The sequence below is a fragment of the Citrobacter sp. Cpo045 genome (genome assembly GCF_030332875.1).
Lineage (GTDB): Bacteria > Pseudomonadota > Gammaproteobacteria > Enterobacterales > Enterobacteriaceae > Citrobacter > Citrobacter portucalensis.
Map to the genome: position 1 here is coordinate 247,181 of NZ_JAOWGZ010000076.1, position 26,549 is coordinate 273,729.

Annotated in this window: 26 protein-coding genes; 11 read left to right on the forward strand and 15 right to left on the reverse strand. The window is 51.6% G+C overall.

Translation table 11 applies throughout. The features are described from left to right. The first annotated feature begins 144 nt into the window (after positions 1-144). Entirely contained in the window at positions 145-2,250 is a 2,106-nt protein-coding gene (cstA, locus tag OGY13_RS04825) for a pyruvate/proton symporter CstA (protein ID WP_008784063.1), read from the forward strand. A 63-nt stretch (positions 2,251-2,313) separates the two neighbouring features. Then, entirely contained in the window at positions 2,314-2,511 is a 198-nt protein-coding gene (locus OGY13_RS04830) for a YbdD/YjiX family protein (RefSeq protein WP_003022064.1), read from the forward strand. Positions 2,512-2,609: 98 nt separating this feature from the next. Here OGY13_RS04830 and OGY13_RS04835 read toward each other — a convergent pair whose 3' ends face one another. Then, positions 2,610-3,698, reverse strand: a complete 1,089-nt coding sequence (locus tag OGY13_RS04835) for an oxidoreductase (protein WP_191226278.1) — start codon at positions 3,696-3,698, stop codon at positions 2,610-2,612. A gap of 132 nt (positions 3,699-3,830) precedes the next feature. Here OGY13_RS04835 and OGY13_RS04840 point away from each other — a divergent pair, with 132 nt between their 5' ends. Further along, positions 3,831-4,991 (forward strand): pyridoxal phosphate-dependent aminotransferase, encoded by a 1,161-nt coding sequence (locus tag OGY13_RS04840; protein WP_213753045.1) that lies wholly within the window; start codon positions 3,831-3,833, stop codon positions 4,989-4,991. Here OGY13_RS04840 and OGY13_RS04845 read toward each other — a convergent pair whose 3' ends face one another. The 4 genes from OGY13_RS04845 to dsbG all read right to left on the reverse strand — a co-directional run bounded on the left by OGY13_RS04845 (position 4,992) and on the right by dsbG (position 8,834). After that, positions 4,992-5,609 carry an IbrB-like domain-containing protein gene (locus OGY13_RS04845; protein WP_032942666.1) on the reverse strand — a complete coding sequence of 206 codons (618 nt, stop codon included), beginning with the start codon at positions 5,607-5,609 and terminating at the stop codon, positions 4,992-4,994. Continuing rightward, entirely contained in the window at positions 5,594-6,817 is a 1,224-nt protein-coding gene (locus tag OGY13_RS04850; RefSeq protein ID WP_057066460.1) for a phosphoadenosine phosphosulfate reductase, read from the reverse strand. The genes OGY13_RS04845 and OGY13_RS04850 overlap by 16 nt, the downstream gene beginning before the upstream one ends. A 164-nt stretch (positions 6,818-6,981) precedes the next feature. Next, positions 6,982-7,884 carry a DNA-binding transcriptional repressor CitR gene (gene citR, locus OGY13_RS04855; protein ID WP_060682591.1) on the reverse strand — a complete coding sequence of 301 codons (903 nt, stop codon included), beginning with the start codon at positions 7,882-7,884 and terminating at the stop codon, positions 6,982-6,984. A 203-nt stretch (positions 7,885-8,087) separates the two neighbouring features. Next, positions 8,088-8,834: a thiol:disulfide interchange protein DsbG gene (dsbG, locus tag OGY13_RS04860; protein ID WP_032942669.1), complete on the reverse strand. Its 747-nt coding sequence runs from the start codon at positions 8,832-8,834 to the stop codon at positions 8,088-8,090. A gap of 374 nt (positions 8,835-9,208) precedes the next feature. On the opposite strand from dsbG, the gene ahpC reads away from it, so the two are divergent. The 6 genes from ahpC (at position 9,209) to OGY13_RS04890 (ending at position 15,858) form a co-directional block, all read left to right on the forward strand. Then, complete coding sequence (gene ahpC, locus OGY13_RS04865) at positions 9,209-9,772, forward strand: alkyl hydroperoxide reductase subunit C (RefSeq protein ID WP_002894394.1); 564 nt, start codon at positions 9,209-9,211, stop codon at positions 9,770-9,772. A gap of 154 nt (positions 9,773-9,926) precedes the next feature. Continuing rightward, on the forward strand, positions 9,927-11,492 hold the full coding sequence (ahpF, locus tag OGY13_RS04870) for an alkyl hydroperoxide reductase subunit F (RefSeq protein ID WP_020996553.1): 1,566 nt from the start codon (positions 9,927-9,929) through the stop codon (positions 11,490-11,492). A gap of 223 nt (positions 11,493-11,715) precedes the next feature. Next, positions 11,716-12,270, forward strand: a complete 555-nt coding sequence (locus OGY13_RS04875; protein ID WP_213752675.1) for a TorD/DmsD family molecular chaperone — start codon at positions 11,716-11,718, stop codon at positions 12,268-12,270. Continuing rightward, a complete protein-coding gene (locus OGY13_RS04880) occupies positions 12,267-14,537 on the forward strand; it encodes a molybdopterin-dependent oxidoreductase (protein WP_128611428.1) in 2,271 nt (756 codons plus the stop codon). Before OGY13_RS04875 ends, OGY13_RS04880 begins: the two co-directional genes overlap by 4 nt. Continuing rightward, positions 14,534-15,091, forward strand: a complete 558-nt coding sequence (locus OGY13_RS04885) for a 4Fe-4S dicluster domain-containing protein (protein WP_008784074.1) — start codon at positions 14,534-14,536, stop codon at positions 15,089-15,091. Before OGY13_RS04880 ends, OGY13_RS04885 begins: the two co-directional genes overlap by 4 nt. Beyond that, positions 15,091-15,858 carry a dimethyl sulfoxide reductase anchor subunit family protein gene (locus tag OGY13_RS04890; RefSeq protein WP_071445768.1) on the forward strand — a complete coding sequence of 256 codons (768 nt, stop codon included), beginning with the start codon at positions 15,091-15,093 and terminating at the stop codon, positions 15,856-15,858. The genes OGY13_RS04885 and OGY13_RS04890 overlap by 1 nt, the downstream gene beginning before the upstream one ends. Before the next feature lie 69 nt (positions 15,859-15,927). Here the strand turns inward: OGY13_RS04890 and uspG are convergent, their stop codons facing one another. After that, positions 15,928-16,356: a universal stress protein UspG gene (uspG, locus tag OGY13_RS04895; protein WP_003022101.1), complete on the reverse strand. Its 429-nt coding sequence runs from the start codon at positions 16,354-16,356 to the stop codon at positions 15,928-15,930. A gap of 183 nt (positions 16,357-16,539) precedes the next feature. Beyond that, positions 16,540-16,950, reverse strand: a complete 411-nt coding sequence (gene rnk, locus OGY13_RS04900) for a nucleoside diphosphate kinase regulator (RefSeq protein ID WP_003831264.1) — start codon at positions 16,948-16,950, stop codon at positions 16,540-16,542. A gap of 275 nt (positions 16,951-17,225) precedes the next feature. On the opposite strand from rnk, the gene OGY13_RS04905 reads away from it, so the two are divergent. Together OGY13_RS04905 and OGY13_RS04910 are read left to right on the forward strand one after the other, a co-directional pair. Further along, positions 17,226-18,056 (forward strand): alpha/beta fold hydrolase, encoded by an 831-nt coding sequence (locus OGY13_RS04905; RefSeq protein ID WP_048235896.1) that lies wholly within the window; start codon positions 17,226-17,228, stop codon positions 18,054-18,056. Between the two features lie 96 nt (positions 18,057-18,152). Next, positions 18,153-18,776, forward strand: coding sequence for a flavin reductase family protein (locus OGY13_RS04910; RefSeq protein WP_032942675.1), 624 nt, complete (start codon positions 18,153-18,155; stop codon positions 18,774-18,776). 41 nt (positions 18,777-18,817) lie between these two features. On the opposite strand, the gene rna is transcribed toward OGY13_RS04910, so the two are convergent. The 8 genes from rna to citC all read right to left on the reverse strand — a co-directional run bounded on the left by rna (position 18,818) and on the right by citC (position 26,472). Then, positions 18,818-19,624: a ribonuclease I gene (gene rna / locus OGY13_RS04915; protein WP_048236469.1), complete on the reverse strand. Its 807-nt coding sequence runs from the start codon at positions 19,622-19,624 to the stop codon at positions 18,818-18,820. 110 nt (positions 19,625-19,734) lie between these two features. Further along, on the reverse strand, positions 19,735-21,198 hold the full coding sequence (citT, locus tag OGY13_RS04920; RefSeq protein WP_003831271.1) for a citrate/succinate antiporter CitT: 1,464 nt from the start codon (positions 21,196-21,198) through the stop codon (positions 19,735-19,737). Positions 21,199-21,223: 25 nt separating this feature from the next. Then, positions 21,224-22,129, reverse strand: a complete 906-nt coding sequence (gene citG / locus OGY13_RS04925; RefSeq protein ID WP_137377149.1) for a triphosphoribosyl-dephospho-CoA synthase CitG — start codon at positions 22,127-22,129, stop codon at positions 21,224-21,226. Then, positions 22,098-22,652, reverse strand: coding sequence for a citrate lyase holo-[acyl-carrier protein] synthase (gene citX / locus OGY13_RS04930; protein WP_003831273.1), 555 nt, complete (start codon positions 22,650-22,652; stop codon positions 22,098-22,100). The genes citG and citX overlap by 32 nt, the downstream gene beginning before the upstream one ends. 3 nt (positions 22,653-22,655) lie before the next feature. Next, positions 22,656-24,188 carry a citrate lyase subunit alpha gene (citF, locus tag OGY13_RS04935; RefSeq protein WP_213752674.1) on the reverse strand — a complete coding sequence of 511 codons (1,533 nt, stop codon included), beginning with the start codon at positions 24,186-24,188 and terminating at the stop codon, positions 22,656-22,658. 9 nt (positions 24,189-24,197) lie between these two features. Beyond that, a complete protein-coding gene (locus OGY13_RS04940) occupies positions 24,198-25,106 on the reverse strand; it encodes an aldolase/citrate lyase family protein (RefSeq protein ID WP_003831275.1) in 909 nt (302 codons plus the stop codon). Continuing rightward, positions 25,103-25,399, reverse strand: a complete 297-nt coding sequence (gene citD, locus OGY13_RS04945) for a citrate lyase acyl carrier protein (RefSeq protein WP_003831276.1) — start codon at positions 25,397-25,399, stop codon at positions 25,103-25,105. Before citD ends, OGY13_RS04940 begins: the two co-directional genes overlap by 4 nt. Further along, complete coding sequence (gene citC / locus OGY13_RS04950; RefSeq protein WP_003831277.1) at positions 25,396-26,472, reverse strand: [citrate (pro-3S)-lyase] ligase; 1,077 nt, start codon at positions 26,470-26,472, stop codon at positions 25,396-25,398. The genes citD and citC overlap by 4 nt, the downstream gene beginning before the upstream one ends. Between the last annotated feature and the right edge of the window lie 77 nt (positions 26,473-26,549).

The window sequence follows — 26,549 nt, forward strand, 5'->3', positions numbered from 1 at the left end:
GCGTTGATAGTGATCAAGTTAACAATACAATGTAAAAAATCAGTGATATATCTGCTTTGCATGGTTGTCAGGTTGTTAAATTCAAAAAAGATGTTATAGAAACAAAATGTAACATCTCTCTGGATCGGACAACGGATAACAACTATGAACAAATCAGGGAAGTACCTCGTCTGGACAGTGCTCTCCGTTATGGGAGCATTTGCCCTCGGCTATATCGCATTAAATCGTGGTGAACAGATCAACGCGTTGTGGATAGTCGTGGCGTCGGTCTGTGTCTACCTTATCGCTTACCGTTTCTACGGCCTGTACATCGCGAAAAATGTACTGGCGCTTGACCCGACGCGTATGACGCCAGCCGTGCGCCATAACGACGGTCTGGATTATGTTCCCACCGATAAAAAAGTACTGTTTGGTCACCATTTTGCGGCAATTGCCGGAGCGGGTCCGTTAGTTGGACCGGTGCTGGCGGCGCAAATGGGCTATCTGCCGGGGATGATCTGGCTGCTCGCCGGGGTGGTACTGGCGGGTGCGGTGCAGGACTTCATGGTGCTGTTTGTTTCTACCCGTCGCGATGGTCGTTCCCTTGGCGAACTGGTGAAAGAAGAGATGGGTCCAACGGCGGGCGTTATTGCGCTGGTGGCCTGTTTTATGATCATGGTGATTATTCTCGCAGTACTGGCGATGATCGTCGTGAAAGCGCTGACCCACAGTCCGTGGGGAACCTACACCGTGGCGTTCACCATCCCGCTGGCGATCTTCATGGGGATTTATCTGCGCTATCTGCGCCCGGGCCGCATTGGCGAAGTGTCGGTCATCGGTCTGGTGTTCCTGGTGTTTGCCATTATTTCCGGCGGCTGGGTGGCTGAAAGCCCGACCTGGGCACCGTACTTTGACTTTACCGGCGTACAGCTGACGTGGATGCTGGTGGGCTACGGTTTTGTTGCCGCCGTCCTGCCGGTGTGGCTGCTGCTGGCCCCGCGTGATTACCTCTCTACCTTCCTGAAAATCGGCACCATCGTTGGTCTGGCGGTAGGGATTCTGATCATGCGTCCGACGCTGACCATGCCAGCGCTGACCAAGTTTGTTGACGGTACTGGCCCGGTCTGGACCGGTAACTTGTTCCCGTTCCTGTTTATTACCATTGCCTGTGGTGCGGTTTCTGGCTTCCATGCGCTGATCTCCTCCGGAACCACGCCGAAGATGCTGGCGAATGAAGGGCAGGCCTGCTTTATCGGCTACGGCGGAATGCTGATGGAATCCTTTGTCGCCATTATGGCGCTGGTTTCCGCGTGCATCATCGATCCGGGCGTGTACTTTGCGATGAACAGCCCGATGGCGGTGCTGGCTCCTGCGGGCACGGTTGACGTAGTGGCTTCTGCGGCACAGGTAGTCAGCAGTTGGGGCTTTGCCATTACGCCAGACACCCTGCATCAAATCGCCAATGAAGTGGGTGAGCAATCCATCATCTCCCGCGCAGGTGGTGCGCCGACGCTGGCCGTCGGGATGGCGTACATTCTGCACGGCGCGCTGGGTGGCATGATGGATGTGGCGTTCTGGTATCACTTCGCCATTCTGTTTGAAGCATTGTTTATTCTGACGGCGGTAGATGCCGGTACACGCGCCGCGCGCTTTATGCTGCAGGACTTGCTGGGCGTGGTATCACCGAGCCTGAAACGTACCGATTCGCTGCCTGCAAACCTGCTGGCTACAGCGCTGTGCGTGCTGGCCTGGGGTTACTTCTTACACCAGGGCGTGGTGGATCCTCTGGGTGGTATTAATACCCTGTGGCCGCTGTTTGGTATCGCTAACCAGATGCTCGCCGGTATGGCGTTGATGCTCTGTGCTGTGGTGCTGTTCAAGATGAAACGCCAGCGCTACGCGTGGGTGGCACTGGTCCCAACGGCCTGGCTGCTGATTTGTACCCTGACCGCTGGCTGGCAGAAAGCGTTTAGCCCGGATGCGAAAATCGGCTTCCTGGCTATCGCCAACAAGTTCCAGGCAATGATCGACAGCGGTAACATTCCGGCGCAGTATACCCAGTCGCAGCTGACGCAACTGGTGTTTAACAACCGCCTGGATGCGGGTCTCACCATCTTCTTCATGGTCGTCGTTGTGGTGCTGGGTCTATTCTCCATCAAAACTGCGCTGGCAGCATTGAAAGAAGACAAACCAACTTCGAAAGAGACACCGTACGAGCCAATGCCTGAGAATGTTGAAGAGATCGTGGCGCAGGCGAAAGGCGCGCACTAATATTCTCTTAACCAACGAGCCCTCTCCTGAACGGGGAGGGCGTTTGTACGACAGGGAAACACTATGTTTGAAACACTCGCCAAAGCCGGGAAGTATTTAGGTCAAACCGCCCGATTAATGATAGGTGTGCCGGATTACGACAACTATGTTGAACATATGCGCGTCACGCATCCGGACCAGACGCCAATGACCTACGAAGAATTTTTCCGTGAGCGCCAGGATGCACGATATGGCGGGAAAGGTGGCGCGAAGTGCTGTTGATTTTTTGCCGGATGGCGTTGATGCTTATCCGGCCTACCACAATGCTCTGACCGTAGGCCTGATAAGGCGAAGCCGCCATCAGGCAACCCGCACCATAATCACACCGTAAACGACTCTACCTTTTCGAATGCTGCACGCAGTGTCTCCGGCGTTAACGTTACCGGCAGGGCGTGAATGGACTCCACCGGGCGCAGAGTGTGCGCAATCACTTTGTCGATTTCGGCGCGGTTATTGATGTTCACTTCCAGTTGAGCTAATCGGGTTGGCAGGTTGAATCGCTGATAAGCGGTAATTAACTGCGCCAGCACGTCATCTTGTCCCAGCAGCGCGCTCTGCACCAGGATGCCGTACGCCACTTTGGTGCCGTGTAAAAACTTCTCGGTTTGTGGGAGGACGGTCAGGCCATTGTGAACAGAATGCGCTGCCGCCACGCGTGTGTAGCGCTCGCCCAGACCACCAACCATGCCGCCTCCGGCAATAATCGCATCTACCACATCGCAAAACGTGCGGCTTAGCGTGCCTTGTTGTTTGTCTGCCAGCGCCTGCTCGCTGCTTTCCAGCAGGACGTCGCGGATGGTCTGCGCGGCTTGAATACCCAGACGTACTGTCAATGGCAGTGTTTCCGGCTGAGGTGCGAGCACGACGGCTTCATACCACTTTGCCAGCGTGTCGCCGATCCCCGCCAGTAAGTATTCTTCTGGCGCATTGAGAACGATCCCGGGTTCGACCAGCACGAGGAAGTTCGCGTCAGGGAAAATTTCGAAATGTAGTGCCTGGCCCGCATCGTTATACCAGACGGAGAGCGGCGTCCAGGCAGCGCAGGTCGCCGCGATAGTAGGGATACCGACAAACGGCAGATCCAGACGACGGGCCAACGCTTTAGCGGTGTCGAGCAATGTACCGCCACCCACGCCAATCACCACACTGCGATCCTCTCCCGACTCTTTTGCCAGTTGGGCAACATCGGTTTCGCTGCAATGTCCCGTAAACAGCAGGCGTTTAGCCTCGGCAAGATGAAAAGCCTCTGGCAGGTAAGGGCGGGCCGCTTCGATGGCGCGTTCACCATAAACCCACACGGCGCGTGAAAGTTGGTCGGCAGTGAAAAAATCGTTCAGTCTCGACAGGCTGCCAGGATGGGAAAAATAGTTGGCTGGGCCGGTGACGACGCGAATTTCGGTATTACTCATGTTGTGTTGTCCTTTTGGCTGTCCTGTCCAGGCAGGTTATTTTTATATAGACGTCTGAACGTCTTGATTGCCAAATACTAGCATCGTGCTATAGTGGCTTCAACCACAACATCACACGCTGGGATAACAATAATGAGTAATAACCCGCTGATTCCGCAAAGCAAACTGCCTAATCTGGGCACCACTATCTTCACGCAAATGAGTGCGCTGGCTCAGCAGCATCAGGCCATTAACCTCTCGCAGGGGTTTCCTGATTTTGACGGTCCACTCTTTTTGCAAGAGCGTCTGGCGTATCACGTCGCGCATGGCGCAAACCAGTATGCGCCGATGACGGGCGTGCAGCCGCTGCGCGAAGCCATCGCGGATAAAACGGCAGACCTGTACGGCTATAAACCTGACGCGAATAGTGAAGTGACTATCACGGCGGGGGCAACGGAAGCATTGTATGCCGCGATCACTGCGCTGGTGCGCCCAGGTGATGAGGTGATTTGTTTCGACCCGAGCTACGACAGCTATGCGCCTGCGGTTGAATTATCCGGCGGTGTGGTTAAACGTATCGCCCTGCAACCACCGGCTTTTCGCGTCGACTGGCAGGCGTTTGGTGCCTTACTCAGCGACCGTACCCGCTTGGTTATCCTGAACACGCCACATAACCCTTCAGCCACTGTGTGGCATCACGCCGATTTTAACGCGCTGTGGCAGGCGATTAAAGAACGCGAGATCTTTGTCATCAGCGACGAAGTTTATGAGCATATCTGTTTCGCCAAACAGGGGCATGCCAGCGTGCTGGCACATTCAGAGCTGCGGGAACGCGCTGTTGCTGTTTCATCGTTTGGTAAGACCTACCATATGACTGGCTGGAAGGTCGGATACTGCGTTGCGCCAGCCGCCATTAGCGCTGAGCTACGAAAAGTTCACCAGTATCTGACGTTTTCCGTCAACACGCCGGCTCAGCTCGCACTGGCGGATATGCTACGAGAAGATCCGGCACACTATCGCGAACTGCCCGCGTTTTATCAGAAAAAACGCGACGTGTTAGTGAACGCGCTGCGTGACAGCCGACTGGAAATTCTGCCGTGTGAAGGCACATACTTTTTACTGGTCGATTACAGCGCCGTTTCCTCGCTTAACGACGTGGAGTTTTGCCAGTGGCTGACCACTGAAGTGGGCGTTGCGGCAATTCCGCTGTCGGTGTTCTGCGCCGATCCTTTCCCGCATAAACTGATTCGCCTCTGTTTTGCCAAGCAAGAATCGACGCTGTTAGCGGCAGCCGAGCGTCTGGTTTCGTTGTAGCTATTTCACAGTCCAGGCTTTGGAGAATCGACGGTCAGCAAACAACGCTTGCAGGCCGTTGATTTGCTTCAGGCGTAACACCTCGTCGCTGTCCATACCAAGATCCTTGCCAATTCTTTCTTCACTCCAGCCCAGTTGCGATAGCTCGCGGACAATCTCGGACATGGCGTGGATTTGATGACGCCCGCGAGCGCGGTTGTGGCGAATGGTTGCCGCCATACGCTCATGGCGTTCGCGTTCTAAACAGGCAACCGGCAGATATCCTTTCAGCCTGGGCCTCAGTGAGGCTTTGGCTTTACCTAACTCGTGGCGGTGGAAACCGTCGACAATTTCGTATTCTTCAGCCGTTGAGTGAACCACTACAATGGGCTGCGTAAACCCGTCAGCTTCGAGGGACTTCAGCAGCAGCTTTTTCTCCGGTGGCGCAACGTTATTGGGGTTGTAGTCATTGGGTGAAATATGATCATTTTTAACCCAAAGTACGCAATCTACGGGCTCCTCGCGAAAGGGACTGACGCTGTGTATTGCCTTTCTGAATTCATTTATGGCTTCAATTCTCTCTGGTTCTGATAAACCAGAAAGAAAGCCGAGGAGTTCCTGAGTTAATCGCTGTTGCATAAGAGTCCCCATTCCTGGCGTTTTGTTTTCATGCGCTCATTGTAGCGTTGATAGTTTTTGGGTTTCGTTGGACTAAATGAGAGAGCCCGGCACCAATAGTCGTTATTCAGCAGGACCTTACAGATACGCCGCCACGACGGAATATCCACTGAACCAATATCTCTTTCCTGGGTTTGTGGGATATTCTCCATGCCTTTTTTCTTATACCACTGTAAATAGACGGCGATTTTATTGCGGTAATGTTCAGCGGTCGTTTCCGGCATACTCTTCAATAACAGCATGGCGTATTCCTGCCAGCTTAAATGTTCGGGTTTTAATATTTTGCGGTGACCGTAAAAATGGTTGTCCTGACCAGCATATATCCCGCCACTTTTTACCCCGCTGACGCGGGAGCACATCATTGCCCAGCGTTCAGGCTCAATAACATGGTAAAGCCACAGCCCCTGGCGTTGTTCTGGTCCAAAGGGTTCGCAGATACGCATGTATCGCGTGGGAACCCCCGCCTGATACATCAGGTTGTACAGGGGATTACACGGGAGCATTGACTTCGCAAACCACGTCCAGATGTCAGCAGTTTTCCAGTCATAAATCGGATAAATATACCAGGTATGCCCGCCGGGGGCGCTGGTGGTCCAGGGTTTGTCATCGGCAAAACGCTGTTTTTTCGAGTTCGCAATGGCGACAAAACGATTATATGACTCATCAGCGCGGATCCCGACCATCATGGCGGCTGGTCGTTTCTGCGAAAACCATTCAGCGAACTCACGAACAAATTGCTCGAAAGTCATACCGGGTTGGTAGAAAGAGAAAAACTCGGGATCGGTAATGGCATCTGCAGGCGGTTGGCGAACCCATTGAGTACCCGGCTCCCAGCATTGCCATTCAGGCTGAAATTGTGACAGTGAATTTTGTGTCGTCAGCGGCAATGCAACCCAATAAAATTCTTCGATGACATCGGAATAATTCTCGCGTAGCGCCTGGACATAGTCGATAGTGCAGGAAAACTGAGCCTCCCAGTCGATAAATAAGACGTTTATTTTTTTCTGTAACTGGCGGGCAATGGCGGCGGTCAGATGTAACATCAACCCCGAATCTTTACCTCCAGAGAAAGAAACGCAGACACGCGGTAGAGTTTCAAGCGTCCAGGTAATGCGTTCCTGTGCTGCTTGCAGAACATTTTTATCCAACGGTATTTTATAAACAGACATATCAAATCCATATCGAATTTTATTATTTGCAGCCATAATAAATGTCCGTAATAGGATAAGCTTTTTCTTGCGGCATGCAATATTTAAATATATTCATTATTTGCATGCCACATTGTCATTGTATGTTTTATGTGAATTATGATGTGCTTTTAATCATGTTACCATTAACTATCTAAGGATAGTTTGTTTATGTATTCTGCGAAGGCTTTATGATTCAATGATGCGCGGTTATACATTATGAATAATTTTATTTTTGGTAATTCAAAATCGGTTTTAATTTCTTTAAATTTCAATGCTGGTTGATAAAGTTCATAAATTTGTTTGGGGAGAAAACCAATAATATCCGTACTGGCGATAACGTTAGCAATCGAGAGTAAGGAATCGCTACTAAAACCTACTTTATGGAATGCCATCGATTCGCTTGCACGGGAACGATAATCTTTAATACCCTGATCTTCAGAGGAAAAATATGTAAATTGCTCTTGTTGGATTTGTTCGAGTGTGCTCGTTTCATTTATTCTGGGATGGTTGCCACTGCACACTAAAACACAGTCAATAGTCTTGAAATGAGTACATACAATAGAACGATTGTGAACTGGCGTTGTTGTAATCACCAGATCGGCTTTACGATAGGCAAGGATGTTTTCGGCCGTTTCTGCTGACATTAATATATCATGATGCTCAATTTCAATATCTGAATTTTCTCTGAGGCTATTAATTAAAGATGTCACATTCAGGTTGGTTGTAATTTGTGGGCTGTAGATGACGAATTTATTTTTCAGGCTGGAACCGTGCATGATATTGATGGTTTGTTCCAGATTATTGAGATTTTTTTCAAGGTGAAGATGAAGGTTTACCCCTGTGACCGTAGGCGTAATGCCTTTGCCTGAGCGAATAAACAAGGGGTCGTTAAACTGTGTACGCAGTCGCTGTAATGACTGGCTGACGGCTGAAGGGGTGATATACAGTGTTGCCGCAGCTTTACTGATGCTCAAATGTTGATAAATACATTCAAAAATTACCAACAGGTTAAGATCGAATTTTTTGAGGTCATAGAGGTTAGCCATGCATACCTTCCTGTGATGGTAATGTATAGGATAATTCAATTGTTGAATAATTTAAATTCTAATCATTCTTAGAGTTTATGTTTATGGCTTAATGAATAATTAACTTAAACTAAAATAACACAGATTGCTTGATGGTTACGATAAAAATACATTTTAAAGAGTGATTGAAATGAGAACCATAACAATCACTCATTCTGTTACCTTTATTTATTTCCCATAATAATATTTAATTTATCTTTATCGGGTAATCCCACTTCCTGTTGTAACGTATCGTCTTTGCTCATGTAGTAGATCGCGGGCGTCACATTAGCACCTAAATCATCCATGAGTTTTTGGTTGATATTCAGTACTTTCATCTGTTCTGGATGGACAGACGTGGGGATTTCCAGCTTCATTTTCCCGCCCGATGCTTCATAGTCATGCCAGGTTTTGGCCGGATCTTTGGATGCCAGGATTGCAGCAGCGGTTGCCGGGCTTTCGGGTTTGATCACGCCAACCAGCAGCGTACGCAGCTGAACTTTACCGGAATCTACCCATGGGCGCGCCTGCTGCCAGAACTGTTTGCAATAAGGACAGAAGGGATCGGCAAACACGTAAACGATGACCGGGGCTTCTTTTTTCCCGTCCAGAATCCACGACGCTTTTTCCATTCGCTGCCACATCTCACGTCCGGCAGGGGCATAGATCTCTTTTTCTATGAGCGCATTACTGAGGTTTTCTCCTTTTTCATTATACATGTAGCCGGAGATGGCATGTTTACCGTCAGGCGTGACATAGATAGTGACCCCCATGTCCTGGTATTTTCCCAGATAGCCTTTCATTCCACCCGGTGCGTCGAAGGGCTTCAGGATCGTAATTCCCTGTTTCTCAATGGCTTTAACAGGGGCAGGGAGCTCCTCTGCGTGCACGATAGCGGGGAGAAGAGTTAAGAGTAAGGTGCGTTTAAACATTGATTTTCCTTATAAAATCAGCAGGAAAGTGGGCTTAATTGCAAAACCTATCACAGCCATAGGTAAGATCGACGGTCTGTCGATTGCCCTTTCTTTAGTTGGGTGATGTAATCCCCATCGCTGTTACGACCTTTGTTAAGGTAATGTAGAGCGCAACACATAGCCAGCCCTGCTGGCACTGACGTTACCTGCGGGTAGCTCGGGTAATGAGGCTCCCTGCAAAGGGGGCCTTTTTTACTTTTATCTTTAGGTTCACAACATGAGTTTGAGTGGGTTGTTAGTTAACGCTTATTGATTTGATAAAGGAAACGCATTAGCCCTGCGAAGAGATTTTCGTTAACTTATCTCTCAACGAAAACACGGAGGAAGTACAGATGTCTTTGATTAATACCAAAATTAAACCTTTCAAAAACCAGGCGTTCAAAAACGGTGAGTTCATCGAAGTAACCGAGAAAGATACCGAAGGTCGCTGGAGCGTCTTCTTCTTCTACCCGGCTGACTTTACTTTCGTATGCCCGACCGAGCTGGGTGACGTTGCAGACCACTATGAAGAACTGCAGAAACTGGGCGTAGATGTGTATTCCGTGTCTACCGACACCCACTTCACCCACAAAGCATGGCACAGCAGCTCTGAAACCATCGCGAAAATCAAATACGCGATGATCGGCGACCCGACTGGCGCCCTGACCCGTAACTTCGACAACATGCGTGAAGATGAAGGTCTGGCTGACCGCGCAACCTTCGTTGTTGACCCGCAGGGTATCATCCAGGCAATCGAAGTTACCGCTGAAGGTATCGGCCGTGATGCGTCTGACCTGCTGCGTAAAATCAAAGCAGCACAGTACGTCGCTTCCCACCCAGGTGAAGTTTGCCCGGCAAAATGGAAAGAAGGTGAAGCAACCTTAGCGCCATCTCTGGACCTGGTTGGTAAAATCTAAGTCGCATAGTTTGTAGGCCGGATAAACGTAGTGCATCCGGCATTCCACAGGCGCAAATTTGCGCCTGTTTCATTCCAGCACCATGACGCAAGTTGCATTAATGCAGTCCCGCAAAATCGGCTTGCATGATGATGTTTTCAGAGAGGGAAGAAGAATGCTCGACACAAATATGAAAACCCAGCTCAGGGCTTACCTTGAGAAACTGACCAAACCTGTTGAGCTGATTGCGACGCTGGATGACAGCGCTAAATCGGCAGAAATCAAGGAACTGCTGACTGAAATTGCTGAACTGTCAGAAAAAGTCACCTTCAAAGAAGACAATACTCTGGCGGTGCGTAAGCCATCGTTCCTGATTACCAATCCCGGTTCTCACCAGGGACCGCGTTTTGCCGGTTCTCCGCTGGGCCATGAGTTTACCTCTCTGGTGCTGGCGCTGTTGTGGACCGGTGGCCATCCGTCAAAAGAGGCGCAGACGTTGCTGGAGCAGATCCGCGATCTCGACGGTGATTTTGAATTTGAAACCTATTATTCACTTTCCTGCCATAACTGCCCGGACGTGGTGCAGGCGCTGAACCTGATGGCGGTGCTGAACCCACGTATCAAACATACGGCGATTGACGGCGGTACTTTCCAGAACGAAATCACCGATCGTAACGTGATGGGTGTTCCGGCGGTATTTATGAACGGCAAAGAGTTCGGTCAGGGGCGTATGACGCTGACTGAGATCGTGGCGAAAGTGGATACTGGCGCAGAAAAACGTGCGGCTGAAGAGCTGAATAAGCGCGATGCTTATGACGTATTGATTGTCGGTTCTGGTCCTGCAGGTGCGGCGGCAGCGGTGTACTCTGCACGTAAAGGCATTCGCACCGGTCTGATGGGCGAACGTTTTGGCGGTCAGGTCCTTGATACTGTTGATATTGAAAACTATATCTCAGTACCGAAAACTGAAGGTCAGAAACTGGCAGGCGCGCTGAAAGCACACGTTGATGATTATGATGTCGATGTGATTGACAGCCAGAGCGCGAGCAAACTCATTCCAGCAGCGCAGGAAGGCGGTTTGCATCAGATTGAAACGGCCTCCGGCGCGGTGCTGAAAGCACGTAGCATTATCATCGCCACCGGCGCGAAATGGCGCAACATGAACGTTCCGGGTGAAGATCAGTATCGCACCAAAGGCGTAACCTACTGCCCTCACTGTGATGGCCCGCTGTTTAAAGGCAAGCGTGTTGCGGTGATTGGCGGCGGTAACTCCGGCGTTGAAGCGGCTATCGACCTGGCAGGTATTGTTGAACATGTGACGCTGTTGGAGTTTGCTCCTGAAATGAAGGCTGACCAGGTGCTGCAGAATAAGCTTCGCAGTCTGAAAAACGTCGACATCATTCTGAATGCGCAAACGACAGAAGTGAAAGGCGATGGCAGCAAAGTTACTGGCCTGGAGTATCGTGACCGTGTGAGCGGCGATGTTCACAATGTGGAACTGGCAGGTATCTTTGTTCAGATTGGTCTGCTGCCGAACACCAACTGGCTGGAAGGCGCCGTTGAACGTAACCGTATGGGTGAAATCATCATCGATGCCAAGTGCGAAACCAGCGTGAAAGGTGTTTTCGCTGCCGGTGACTGCACCACCGTACCGTATAAGCAGATTATCATCGCGACCGGTGAAGGCGCGAAGGCCTCGTTAAGTTCGTTTGATTATCTGATTCGCACGACAGTAGCATAAAAAAAGTAAGACTCACCTGCAATGCCAAAACCGCCAGTCATCCGCTGGCGGTTTTTTATTTCCATACACTTAAATTGTCAATTCTTGAAACAATAAACCGTTTAAAACATTCACTTAATTAGCCTGATCATTATTTTCATCAAAGAAAGAGAGGGCGTTATCTTTATTATATTAACCTGCATTATTTTTTCATTTGTTGTGTGAATAAATGGTTGGTTAATTCATGGGTGAAATATATGAAACCCTGACGATCTTTGAATCGACAGGGTTATTGTTACGTGATTTTTTTATCTCTCACGATAGTTACACGCTGAAAGCGGCTTATTCAGCTTTAGATACAAATGCCTCAACGCTAACAGAGCAGGAGTGGTTGGAGGCGGAGTACGACTTCAATGCACTATTTGTTGGGCCGCAGACGCTAAAAGCCCCGCCGTTCGCTTCGGTATACCTTGAAGAAGATGCCCTCGTAATGGGTAAATCAACCTTAAGCATTCGGGAATTCATGGCAAATATAGGTCTATCTATAAACCATGTAAATAATATCCCAGATGATCATATTTCCTGCGTATTGGAATTAGCAGTTTTATTATCGGCAAATGCCAGGATATCAGCAGAATACCAGATCGTTATGACTCGATATGTAATTGAGTATATAGCGATATGGGTGCCCGCGTATATAGAAAAAATACATATAAATGCACAAACCGTTACGTTGAAAAACGTTGCGGAAAGGTTGTCTTTTTGGCTTGATGAATTAAACACGAGAGTATCAATATGAGTAATGAACCGGGAGTTCTGAACAGACGTTCATTTTTGAAAGGGTTGATTGCCCTTGGAACGGTGGCTGCCCTGCCAGGGGGATTGCTGACTTCACGCTGTGCATTGGCGCAACCGCCAATTCCGTTTAATCCCAAAACCTACAAAATCTATCGTAACGCCTGTCCACGTAACTGCTATGACACTTGTAGCCTGAAAACCTGGGTGAAGGATGACGTCATCACCTTTGTGGAAGGCGCGCCTGAATCAACGTTTACGCATGGAACTCCGTGTGTGAAGGGATTGAGCTATCCACGTAGGGTATACAGCCCGGACCGCATTAAATATCCGATGGTTCAGGATGTTCGCGGCAGCGGTAACTGGCGTCGTATCTCCTGGGATGAAGCAATGCAGCGCATTGCGACCAAGATGCTGGAGATTAAAAAGAAAGATGGTTCAATGTTGGGTCTGGCGCTGACCAAGTACTCAGGCAAATTTGGTGTATTGAACTATGCCGTTGAAGGGATGATGTCTTCACTGGGTTACACCACCCGTTTTGCCGGAACACCTTGCTGGCCAGCCGGTATCGACGCGCAAAACTACGACATGGGCGACATGTGGTGTAACGACCCGGAAGATATGGTGAAAGCCAAATACATTATTATCTGGGGCGCTAACCCGGCCTGGTGCTCTATGCACACCATGAAGTACATCTATCAGGCGCGGGAAAAAGGCGCAAAAGTGGTCGTTATCGATCCACTGTTAACCCAAACCGCTGCGAAAGCCGATCTCTATTTACGTGTTCGGCCAGGATCAGATGGCGCTCTGGCGCTGGGCATGGCACGCCACCTGGTGGACAAAGGATTGGTTGATCAGGATTTCGTTAACAACTATTCCCATGGTTATGCTGAATTTGAAGAGTATTTGCGTAATAACGTTACCGTAGAGTGGGCATCTGAAATTTGCGGGCTGTCGGCGGATGTTATTCGCCAGTTGGCGGAAGAATTTACCGCGGTTAACCCTGCTACCGTGTGGATTGGCTACGGCATGCAGCGCCATGTCAACGGCGGCGCTAACGTACGGGCGATCGATGCCTTTGTGGCAATGACCGGCAATATTGGCATTGAGGGTGGTGGCGCTCGCTACGGTCATTTGCATACCTGGGGCTTTAACTACAATGCCATGTTGCAGAAGCCACCGGTAGGCTCTATCGGGATGCCGGGGGCGGCGGGCACAACCAGCGAGTTTGGTTCTGCGGGGGAAGTCGCACAGTATTCCGATCGCTCGTTGAATATCAACCAGACCGCAAAGGGAATTCTGGAAGCCAATGAGCCGCCAGTCCGAATGCTTTGGGTTGCCTGTAAGAACCCGTTTGCTCAGGATTTTGATCGCAGCAAGATGGAAAAAGCATTCGAAAAACTGGAAATGGTGGTGTGCGCCGACCAGTTCTTTAACGAGACCGTCCAGCATGCCGATATCGTTTTGCCTGTCACCACAGCCTTTGAAGAGTGGAACGTAGACGCCTCATATTGGCACTACTGGCTCTCAATCAACCAGCCTGCAATTAAGCCAATGTATGAGGCAAAATGCGATCTGGAAATCGCCGTTTTACTTTCCCGCACAATCAACAAGCTGGAGCCGGGTTCTTGCACATTCCCGCAGGAGTTCGATCATAAGCGCTGGCTGGACCAGGAGTTCAATGACGGAATGGCCAAAATGTTTGGTATCTCCTCCTGGGATGATTTACTGGAAGGGCCGAAAAAAGCCATTCTGCCAAGTTCTGCGGCCTGGTATGACCGTAAGTTTAAAACGCCCTCTGGAAAGTTTGAGTTCAAATCTGAGCTGTGTGAGAAAAATGGTCATACGGCGCTGCCGGAATACAAACCGGAGGCAAAAAGCACGTTGCCATTCCACCTGTTTACGCCGCATGTCCAGTTCGGTATCCATTCCCAATTCATCAACCTTGACTGGATGCAGGTCTTCTATCCTGAACCGTTTGTTTATATGCACCCGGTTTCCGCCGGGAAAAGAGGCATCGCTGAAAATGACCTGGTGAAAGTGTTTAACACCGCAGGTGAGGTGGAGTTACGTGCGAAGGTAACCGCTAACGTTCCGGAGGATTTCCTGGTGATGTACGAGGCTTGGTTCCCGAAACGGAAATACAACGTTCAAAACGTAGTGGCGGATACTCCAGCCGATATGGGCTTGATGAAAACTGGTGCACCAGGTGCGGCCATCCATAGTCAGTTTGCGGACATCATTTTGATCGATAAAGGAGCAGCGGTATGAGGCGCGCGTTTTTAGTTAATAGCGATAAGTGTATCGGCTGCCGTGGCTGTGCGATGGCGTGTAAGAGTTTTAACCAGCTGGAGCCAGAACGTTTCTGGCGCTACGTCTACCCGCTGGATAAAGAAATTTATCCGCATGAAGAGCGAGCGTTCTACTCGCTGGCCTGTAACCACTGCGAAAATCCGGCCTGCCTGGCGGCTTGTCCGGTAGAGGCGTACACCAAACGTGAGGATGGCGTTGTAGTGCATAACCCGGAACGTTGTATCGGATGCAAAAACTGTATTCGCAACTGTCCATACGGTGCGCCGCGCTTTAATGAAGAGACGAAAAAAGCGGAAAAATGCAGCATGTGCTATGAGCGTCTTGATGTTGGCATGCAGCCGGCGTGCGTGAATGCCTGTCCGGTAGGTGCGCTGACGCTTATCGATCTGGATGCCGATCCTATACCTGATAATGCGGTGCAGTATCCGCCGGGATTCCCGCGTATGCCGCAGCTTAATCCTGGCACGCGTTTTATCCTTGCGCGTCAACCAAAGCAGCCGGAGGCCAAGTAATGGAAAAGTATGAACTTCCTCTGGTCATTTTTACCGTATTAAGCCAAATGTCGGTTGGGATCACGCTCATTCTGACGCTGCGTGTGCTGCAAGGAAAACTGGAGAGCAAGCGCCTGTACTGGCTGGTAAGTGGACTGGTTCTGGCGGCGGCGTCCGTGGCGGCGATATTACACCTTGCGCATCCGGATCGCGCCTACGATGCCTTGATCAACCTGCAGCACGCCTGGCTGAGCCGAGAGATTCTGGGCGCCACTTTATACGGTGCAGCTGTCGGGGTGACGTTTTTGGCAAAAGGGCACAAAGCACCAGCTGTTCTGGCCTCTGTTCTCGGTATCGCACTGGTGGCGGTACAGGGGATGACCTATGCCGCCCCGGCAATGGTGGCGATTGCCAACGGTCTGACAATGCTGTTGTTCTTCATCACGGTGTGGGTGATGGGGTGTGCTGCGATTCCACTGCTTAACCTCGCACCTGCCGTTGCTGCATTGCGCCAGGGGATTGTCGTGTGTATGGCAGTCATGATCGCCGCACCCATTATCTGGCTAAGCGGTGGCACCATCATGCAGATGACGGCGCATGCCTGGCTGACGTCGCCACTTTATCTGGCGAGTCTGGTGTGTCTGGCGGTGGCCTTTGTGCTTAGCCGTCAGGGCGAGCGTCGCGCAAAAGCGCTTTTCGCCCTGCTGTTTGTTGGCATATTCCTGAGCCGTCTGACGTTTTTTGGCGATACGATCAGCTCCATCGTGAATATCGGCCATTTGTATTAATCGTGAGGTAATAAAAACCCCTGTCAGGCGTTAACCTGGCAGGGGTTTTCTTTAGCAAATCAGTGGCTGTTAACGAACAACCAGCACTGGCAAAGTCGCGTGTCGAACAACGCTGGAAGCGTTAGAGCCGAGCAGATGGGTGCTGATTGATGGGTTACGCGAACCAATGACAACGACATCCGCATTCAACTCTTCACCCAATTCGTTGACCACGTCACGTACGCTGCCAAAGCGGACGTGTTGTTTAATACGGGAAGGATCGATGCTGAAGTGACCAACCATCGTTTGCAGACGGGTTTCCGCTTCGTGTTGCAGATGCTCTTCAAAACGACGGACATCGGCTGCAAAGCGGTGCAGGCTTAAGCTCGCTGAGCCTGGCAGCACATGCAGTAGATGGATAACCCCTTTATCCTGGGCCAGAAATTCTGCATGGCGAATAGCCTTGTCGCTCAGTTCCATTTCGAATACATCAACTGGCATTATGATTGTGTTGTACATAAACATTCTCCTTGTCATTACATGAACACATAACAGCATAGTATTAAAAATGATTCTGTCAGTCACGACACAGATTTATGTTTTGCGAACAGGAAAGAAAGCGAGGAGCAGGGAGATCTAACCGGAAAGAGGATGCGGATGCATCCCCTGTAAGATAAAGCGAGTGGCTTTGATAAGACAGAGTTAGCGCAGGTAGTCGCCTGCAGCTTCAGGCTGGTACTCAAGCTCGATAACTTCGAGGTGCGTTGAGGTCCCGCCTGGCAATTCCCAGTGAATGGTATCACCAACGCGCAGCCCCAGAAGTGCAGCGCCGACAGGTGCCATTACCGAAAGCTGTGTGTTGCTGTCAGTCATAGTAGCCGGATACACCAGGGTACGCACACGGACTTCGCCATCACTCAGATTGCGGAATTTCACGCGGCTGTTCATGGTCACGACATCGTGCGGCATGGTTTCTGGAGAACACATTTGGGCACGATCCAGCTCGGCGTTAAGGGCGTCGGCAATCGGTAAACCAGCAAACGCAGGTTGCTCCAACAGGCGGTCAATGCGTTCCGCATCGAGGTCGTTAATGATGATAGTTGGTCTGGACATTTATTACTCCATGTCGTCGATACTGCGGGTGCGCAGGTAAATAATCCCAAAAGAAAACCCTCACCGTCAGGCGGCAAGGGTTTAGCTTTTATGATGATACTGAGACTTACCCCATGTTTGAAGTGATTTAGTTCACATTCAGGTAAATCATCAACATTGTCGCATATGGTGTGATTTTAGCCGAAAAACGTGATCGTTCTCCAATTTGCATTATGCTTTTTAAGCGCTCGCTGCGGGCGCGTCAAACAACTCAGTGTTCCGCGACAGGAGATCTCATGAGCCAGTACGACAAACTTACCTTGAAAGACGGCAGCTATTTGCATTTTAAAGACTGGGGAAGTGGACAACCTATTGTGTTTAGTCACGGTTGGCCGCTGACGGCAGATGCGTTTGAAGATCAGATGCTGTTTCTTGGATCGAAAGGATTTCGTGTGATCGCCCATGACAGGCGCGGACATGGGCGTTCGGCCCAACCCTGGGATGGACATCATATGGATCAGTATGCTGACGACCTGGCTGAACTTACCGCGCATCTCAATCTTAAAGATGCCGTACATGTTGGGCACTCTACCGGCGGTGGGGAAGTGGCTCGTTATATTGGCCGGCATGGGACGCAGCGGGTGGCAAAAGCGGTGTTAATTGGCGCGGTGACGCCCATTATGATCAAGACTGACTTTAACCCAAATGGCGTGCCGAAAGAGGTATTCGATGGCATCCGTGAGGGGGTTGTGAACGATCGCGCCGCCTTTTTCTATGAGCTGACCGCTGCATTCTATGGCTACAATCGTCCTGGCGCAAAAGAGTCGAAAGCCGTCAGGGAAAGTTTTGTTGAACAAGGTTTACAAGGTTCCATCAAAGCGTTGTACGACTGTATACACGCGTTTTCGGAAACAGATCTGCGTGAAGACCTCAAAAAGATGACCATCCCGACGCTGGTGATCCACGGTGATGACGATCAGATTGTTCCGTTTGAAACCTGCGGAAAGGTCGCGGCGGAAATGCTGCCGGACTCGCAGTTAAAGGTATATGTCGGCGGCTCGCATGGCATCTGCACCACCCATAAGCAACAGATCAACGGTGACCTGCTCAACTTTATTCAGTCGTAATCGTTGGCAGATTGTTCTACGCTGATCTTCTTTTTCCAGGGGGATGAGCGAAGCATAATTTGTGCTGCGCTGACGTTAACTTCAACAGGGAACGCTATGTATTTCTATCAACCGTCACAGGGACACGGCTTACCGCATGATCCGCTAAATGCCATCATTGGACCGCGCCCGATTGGCTGGATTGCGTCGCGTGACAGCAACGGTCGGCACAATCTGGCACCATACAGTTTCTTTAACTGTTTTAACTATCATCCGCCGATTATCGGTTTCGCCAGCAGCGGCTGGAAAGACAGCGTGCAGAATATTATCGAAACCGGTGAATTTGTCTGGAACCTGACGACTCTTGAGCTGGCCACTGCGATGAACGAAACGTCAGCCAGCTTGCCGCACGGTGAGGACGAGTTTTTTGCCGCCGGGCTTAGCAAGGCAGATAGCCGGATAGTCAACGTGCCGCGCGTGGCGCAAAGCCCGGTCAATTTTGAGTGTCGCTTATCGCAAAGCCTGCAACTGACTACCGCTGATGGCTCACCGGTTGATACCTGGCTGGTGTTGGGAGAAGTGGTAGGCATTCACATAGATGAAACGCTCCTGGAAGACGGCATCTATCAGACGGCGAAAGCGAAGCCGGTACTGCGTGCAGGTGGGCCAACGGCATATTATTCGATCAGTGAAACACATCGTTTTGATTTAGTTCGCCCGGACGCCCGTGCAAAACGCTAAGTTTACGGACCGACGCCAGCTCGCAGCGTCGGTCGCAAGTTTCAGTATCCCACTTTGTCGATAATAAACTGTTTACCGCAGCTACCCGGATGCGGTTGCGGTAAGAATGACTGGGCAGATAACGTCTGGTTGATGTTGTCGGCTTTCAGGGATAACTGGATCTCAGTGAGATACGCTGGATTGCCGTGGCAGCTTAGCTTCACAGCTTTGACGTTCTCTTTGCCCCAGCTTTTGGCAACGGCGGCGTCAAATGCGTTACGGCTGACGGTTTTGCCGTAGTTTTCCGCCAGGAATTTGCCCACCTCGCTGTCCTTAACCTCATTATTCAGCCGCACCATCGTGCCGAAGTACGCGTCGGGATCAAAACCGAAACACGCGCCATGTTTGGCATACTCGTAACGTTCCAGACAGGATCTTCCTCCAGCGCCGGGCATTACGGCGCTGAGTTTTGCCGCGCTTTCCAGCGACAGCCCGGTTTCGGGGGCCGCGCATTTACGGCTGGCGCGGGCTTCAGGCAGGTTGGGAATAGGGCGAGTCGCGCAGCCAAAACGCATCCAACGGCGATTGTCTACTCCACGGGCAGCAATGGATTTAGGCAGGCTGGGCCATAAACCGTGAACGGTCAGGAAATCAGCTTTGTCTGCGCTCTCTTTTTGCAAACGACATTCGTCAGGCTCCTGACGATTACGCTCGTGTTGGCTCTGACAAAATCCGGTTTGCCAGGAGAGAGCCAGCACGTAGCTGTCAAAATCAGCGTACTGTTTTGCCTGAAGTTCATCGGCCTGAGCTGCAGAAACTGGTAGCAGGAGTGCTGCCAGCAACGAAGAATAACGCCATGTTGATGTCATGATGATTTCGGACACTTATATAAATTCTGAATATCATCTATTTAATCATAAAAAATGCCAGTCAGGTTTAGCTGACTGGCATCATTTTCATCAAGCGTGAACGGGAATGATTAGCTCCACATTGCCAGAATCGGCCAGCCGACCAGCAGAAGCATAGCGATGTAGATAACGCCGAAAATAGCACCCAGACGCCAGTAGTCTTTGGACTTCACATAACCACAGCCGTAGATGATAACGCCTGGGCCTGTTGCATATGGAGTCAGACAGCCCATGATACCGATGGACAGTACCAGCAGGATACACAGGTGTTCCATCGGCACGCCCGGGATACCTTTACCGACGGCCAGAATAACCGGCAGCATGGTGGCGGTGTGAGCGGAAAGGCTGGCAAACAGGTAGTGAGCAAAGTAGAACACCAGCACCAGAACGATCACGGTCGCGTTAGGCGAGAAGCCTTCCAGGTGCGTGCTCATAGTGTTGGCGAACCAGTCGATGAAGCCTGAACGGGTTAAACCATTCGCCATAACGACCAGCGTGGCGAGGTTAACCAGAGTGTTCCATGCGCTGTTATAACGGGTAATGTCTTTCCACGGTACAACGTGCAGCGCCAGCATCAGGGAAACAGCCAGCAGGCCCACTGCGGTTGCATCAATCAGTTTACCACCGAAGACCCACAGACCCAGACTGAGCAATACCAGACCGATCAGCGTTATCTCTTTACGGGTCAGTTTACCCATGCCTTTCAGTTCATCACCGGCCCAAGCGGCAACTTCAGCACTGTGAGTAACTTCTGGTTTGTACAGAACGTATGACAGCCACGGAGCAACGATCAGCAAAATAATACCGACCGGCAGGAAGCTGAGGAACCACTGCAACCAGCTGATTTGAATACCGGCAATTTTGTTGACGAATTCCAGACCCAGCACGTTAGGCGCAGCGCCGGTCACGAACATCGAGGAACTCAGGCTGGTACTGATGACCATCATCCACATCAAATATCCACCGATACGGCGCGCGGAAGGATCGTTCGGGAATGATTTAAACAACGGCGGCAGGTTTTTGATAACCGGGAATACGGTGCCACCGGTACGCGCAGTGTTAGATGGAGTAAACGGTGCCAGCAGAATGTCGATGATAACAATCGCATAGCCCAGCGTCAGGGTACGTTTACCCATGAATTTCACCAGGAACAGCGCGATACGACGACCCAGACCGGTGACTTCATAACCCAGTGCGAAGATAAACGCACCAAACACCAACCACACGGTGGTGCTGGAGAAGCCAGCCAGACCCCATTTCAGCGCTTGCTTACCCGCTTTAAACGCCGGGTCGGCCAGTTCTGAAGCATCAAACAGCAGATAGTTGCTGCCGATAACGCAGATCGTTACGGCGATAAAGCTGATCGCTGTTGCCGGAATTGGCTCCAGGATCATACCGACGATCATCGCCACAAACACGGCAAAGTAGTGCCAGGCCTGTGGAGGCATTCCATCAGGGACGGGGATAAGAAACATGACACCCATGACGACCAGGGGGGCCAATAACTTCCATATTTTATCTTTTGCTAAAGACATGTGTGTGATTCTCCGGAAAGGATCTTTAATTGTGATAATGATGAACTTGTGAAATCTGAGCTAAGAACCAGGTGACGATCAGCAGATCGGCGCAGCCTCCGGGACTGAGGTTGCGTTCAATGCACTGTTGGTCGAACTGGTGTAGATATTCGAGATCGGCAGGGGTACGAATCCCCCCTTGCTGCATCAGGGCGGTGGCCTGCTGCTGTAGCCAACGCAGACCTTCTGCGCCGCCACGTGAAGCCACGTTGGTGTCGCCGTTGATAGACATCAGCAGCAATAATGTGTCGAGTAACGCCAGTTCAGGGTCGCGGCCCTGAGTCAGCAGTGCGCGGTAGTGCGGCAGGGCATGCTGGATGACTAGCGGATATCCCGCTTCGGCTTCGCCCCGTGCGCCGGTTAATCCCAATTGCTGATAAAGACGTTGGCCAGCCGTGAGTTGTTGATTGTTCTGGCGCAGTTCGCGCTCGGTCAGGCCACGGCAAAATGTTGCTGCCGTAGAGCAAATGGTTTCAGCGGTAACAGTGAGTTGGAGCTGGTGCAGGCGGCCAATGGCGGCGCACAGCAGTCCCAGTGAAAAGATACTCCCTTTATGGGTGTTCACCCCGGCGGTGGCGCGGAACATATCGGCTTCGCAGGCCATGCCCAGCGGGCGCAGTCCTTTCAATACATCCTCAGGCGACAGCTGTGCGCTAAACGCCCCATATTCAATAAAACGTGGTAGCCATGAATGAATCGCTTCAGCGCTGCGATGAAAATCTTCCAACGCCATATCTTTATGCGCGCCGTTGTTAATACGATCTACCAGACCGGGTTTGGGCGACAGGTTGACTTCAGTCAACATGGCGCGCCACGCAAGCGTTGCGTAAGCATCAGGCAGATCCAGAGGAAGGACTGCGTTATTGGTTGATGTTGCGGGAATCGGCATCATGCAGCAGTGCCTCCATCTGAGTGAGTAAGTCGGAAAGCGCGTGGGTTTTACCCCGCGCACAGTCGGCAGCACTTTGCTCGCACAGCAGACAGCGGCGGGCAGGGAGTGCGAAATGACGCCGGGACAGAATTTCCCCTTCAGGGGTCAGGACATCGATATCCCATAGCCGTCCCAGCGGGTGTGAATGCTCAAGTTCAATTGTGGCGAGCTTGAGGTCGTGGGCCGGAGCCTCAATAGACAAAAGACCTTCTGGACCGCTGGCAGAAACCAGCGCTGTTTGCTCCCTGACAATCCAGGTGGATTGTTTCGCCAACGCGAGCAAGGCGGTTACGCCGTGATTAAAGATACGACGGGTTAATTCGCTGTCTTTAATCGGTCCCGGTGCGACGACGGTAAACGAGACCAGCGGCGCAGAGTGGCGTGTCAGCCACTCCTGTTGCCTTGCCTGTCTCTCATCGCGGCTGGCTAGCAGCTCGGGAATGGAAACCGCGTGTTGGGTGGCGTATTCAGGGAGCAGGTGCATGGTTTATTCCTTCACCTGATGCACAACGTCAATCACTGAACCATCGCGGTAACGCACAACAGCAATCACGCGGTCAGTGAATTCGATAGCGCGTGGCTGACCGGTGAGCTGCTGTGCACGTTCGCGCAGCCATTCAATGGACACCACTTTCATACCGGCTTCTTTCAGACGTTCTGCCAGTTCCGGACGTGTAGGGTTGACGGCGATACCGTGGTCAGTGACCAGAATGTCAACGCTGGAGCCTGGGGTTACGCAGGTCAGCACGTTATCAACCAGGGTCGGGATGCGTCCGCGAACCAGCGGCGCGACGATGATAGACAGCGCAGCGGCAACCGCGGTATCGCAGTGACCACCGGATGCGCCGCGCAGTACGCCGTCAGAACCGGTCAGTACGTTAACGTTGAAGCTGGTATCAACTTCCAGCGCGCTGAGCACCACGACGTCCAGACGATCGACGGATGCGCCTTTTGAGCCCCAGTTGGCATACTGGTTGGCACTGATCTCAATGTGGTTTGGATTGCGGGCCAGCGATTCTGCGGCGTTACGGTCAAAACTCTGAACGTCCAGCAGTTTGCGAATCAGGCCTTTTTCGTGCAGGTCAACGATGGTAGCGGTAATGCCGCCCAGCGCGAAGTCGGCACGGATATCGCGGCTGCGCATTTTGTCTTCCAGGAAACGCGTAACGGCCAGAGAGGCGCCGCCGGTTCCTGTCTGCAGTGAGAAGCCTTCGTTGAAGTAGCCGGAATTAGCAATGACCTCAGCCGCGCTACGGGCGATTAACAGTTCACGCGGGTTGGTGGTCATGCGGGTCGCATCGGCACCAATTTTGTCCGCATCGCCGACCTGATCGATCTGCACGATCAGATCTACCTGATCCTGCGTAATGCTGGCCGGGTTATGCGGATAGGTCAGCAGCTGTTCAGTCAGCAGGACAACCTGTTTCGCGTTTTCGGCGTCTACGCGGGCATAGCCCAGTGAGCCGCAGCACGCTTTACCGGTATAACCGTTGGCGTTGCCAAACTGGTCGCAGGACGGCACGCCGAGGAACGCCACATCAATGCTGAGCTCGCCACTTTGCACCAGGTGCACACGGCCACCGTGGGAGTGAATTTGTACCGGTTCGGCTAGCAGGCCACGTGAGATTTCTTCCGCCAGCGGGCCACGCAGACCGGAGGTATAAATGCGGCTAACCACGCCCTGACGGATGTGCTCAACCAGCGGAGCATGGCAGTCGCTCAGAGAGCTGGAGGCCAGCGTCAGATTTTTAAAGCCCATATTGGCGATGGCGTCCATCACCAGGTTAATCGTCAGATCGCCACCACGAAAAGCGTGGTGGAAAGAGATAGTCATACCATCCTGTAAACCTGAACGACGAATAGCGTCTTCCAGGTTAGTGCACAGCTTTTTGTCGCGCGGTTTTTGCGCCTGCAATTCTACTTTTGCGGTGCTCTGATAAGCGGAAAGCTCACTTTCTGCATGACGGCTCCAGGTCGCCACGCGATCCTGGCGTTGAGACTGTTCGATTTTCTGCGTCATTTTTTTGCCTTATTCTTCGCGAATGCCGGAAAGTTCTGCACGGGAGATAACCAGAAGGGCGCGCTCGATAACCGGGCTGTCGACCATTTTGCCGTTCAGGGAAACTACGCCACGACCTTCGCGAGCAGCGGCTTCAGCGGCTTCCACAACCAGACGGGCGTGAGCCAGTTCTTTGCGCGTTGGGGCGTACAGGTTGTGCAGGAGTTCGATCTGGCGCGGGTTGATGAGCGATTTGCCGTCAAAACCCAGTTGCTTGATATGTGCGGCTTCGTGCAGGAAACCCGCTTCGTTGTTGGCATCGGAATACACGGTGTCGAACGCCTGAATACCGGCAGAACGTGCAGCCTGCAAAATAGAGCAGCGGGCAAACAGCAGTTCAGTACCTTCCGGTGAGCGCTCAGTGCGCAGGTTACGTACATAGTCTTCCGCACCCAGGGCAATACCGATCAGACGTTCGGAAGCATGGGCAATTTCTACCGCGCGGGTAATGCCTAACGGCGATTCGATGGCGGCTAACAGACCGGTGCTGCCTGGCTCACGGCCACAGGCGTTTTCGATACGCAGAATTTCGCTTTCGATGTCGATGACATCCTGCGCGGTATCGGTCTTCGGTAAACGTACGATGTCAGCACCGCCACGTACCACGGCTTCAAGGTCGTTGATACCCCATTCGGAGTCGAGGGCGTTTACACGCACGATGGTTTCAACGTCGTGATACAGCGGATGCTGCAGCGCGTGGTACACCATGCGGCGAGCGGTATCTTTTTCACGCAACGCGACGGAGTCTTCCAGGTCGAACATCAGTGCATCTGCCGGGTAGATGAACGAGTTGCTGACCATGGCGGCATTGGCGCCCGGTACGAACAACATGCTGCGGCGAGTACGAGTTTTACGTTGTTGCAAAGATTCGGAAATCACTGGCAATCCTCCCATGGCAGTGCCGGAATACCGCCAGCGCGGGCCAGTAGTGCTTCCAGTCGCGCACGTAAAATGCAGTCCAGTGCGCCTTTATCATCAACATTCAATTGCACGCCGCGTACGTTGTAGCGGGACAGAACGTCCAGAATGGTGGCCCGGATGGCATCACCGAACTGCTTTTCGACGCTACTGTTAACCTGCAGGTCAATATCCTGCGAATCGAGTGGGGCGATGCGAATCATCACATCACCGGACTCGAGTGTGCCTGCGACGGCTGCCTGGTTTATTTTCATTTTTCACCTGTTGCTAATGCGGGGGTATTTTGGCGGACTGCCGCACCCGATGAGGCTCGCTCAACCATGCTTTGCAGATACTGCAGCGTGGCGTCAGGGACCAGGGATGCGATAGCCGTGAGATCTTTTTTAACCAGCAGCTTGCGCACCCAGGAGGCGGAAATCGGCATCTCCTGGAAGCACAGCCGCTCAATTTCCACCAGTTCAATCGGCGGGGCGGGAAGCGTTGGGGTCTCCAGCCAGTAGCGCATATCGTTGTTGTACTGGGAGGTGACGGTGCAATACGGCTCAGTACCGACGAAGCGGTGCGTGACTCCGAGAGCCGGAGCCAGATACTGGCGGAAGATTTTCAGGTCTATTTCGGTGTAGCAGTGGTTAATAACGCTCTGCTCTTTGATGAAGTAACACGGGAACGTGGCGCGGGAAATGATGTACTCCGAACCGCGATGCACGGTTAAACGTGGAATGTCTTTTGTTCCTTTAAGCACCAGATCCAGGCGGTCTTCATACGGAAAACGTGAGGTATCTTCTTTCACCAAAAACAGATGCAGCCAGTCACATTGCGCGGCCGCCTGTTGGATCAGAAAACGGTGTCCGTTGGTGAAGGGGTTGGCGTTCATGACGATACAGCCAATTTTTTTCCCATCATGACGCTGTTTTGCCAGTGATTCGGCGTAGCGTTTCAGACGTGTGGTGCTGTTTTCCATCAATACCATAATGCCGGGAACGCTGGTGAGCGTAGAAAAACCGCACTGTTTAAACAGCGATTCGTACTCGGTTTTGGTATAGATGAAGAGGTGCGTACAATGGCGTTCATAGGCAAGGTTGATTAACTCAGTCGCCAGCGTCAGCGCTAAACCCTCGCCGCGGACAGATTCACAGATTGCGACACACTTAATAATATTCCCAGCGATACCACCGCAGGCAATCAGACGGTCGTCACGGGTGACGGTGATAAATACTTCGACGGTCGTATCTACGCTCAAATCATTCTCTTTCAGAAATTGCGCGATAGCCGCCATCTTTTTATTTTCTGAGCGTTTCACTTGCGTGAATATATTATTACCGAACATAGTGAATAGAGCCCCGATGCTATATTTGTTACTGGGTTTCTGTTTTTGTTGCTCTGTTTAGCAACCTGATAACGTTT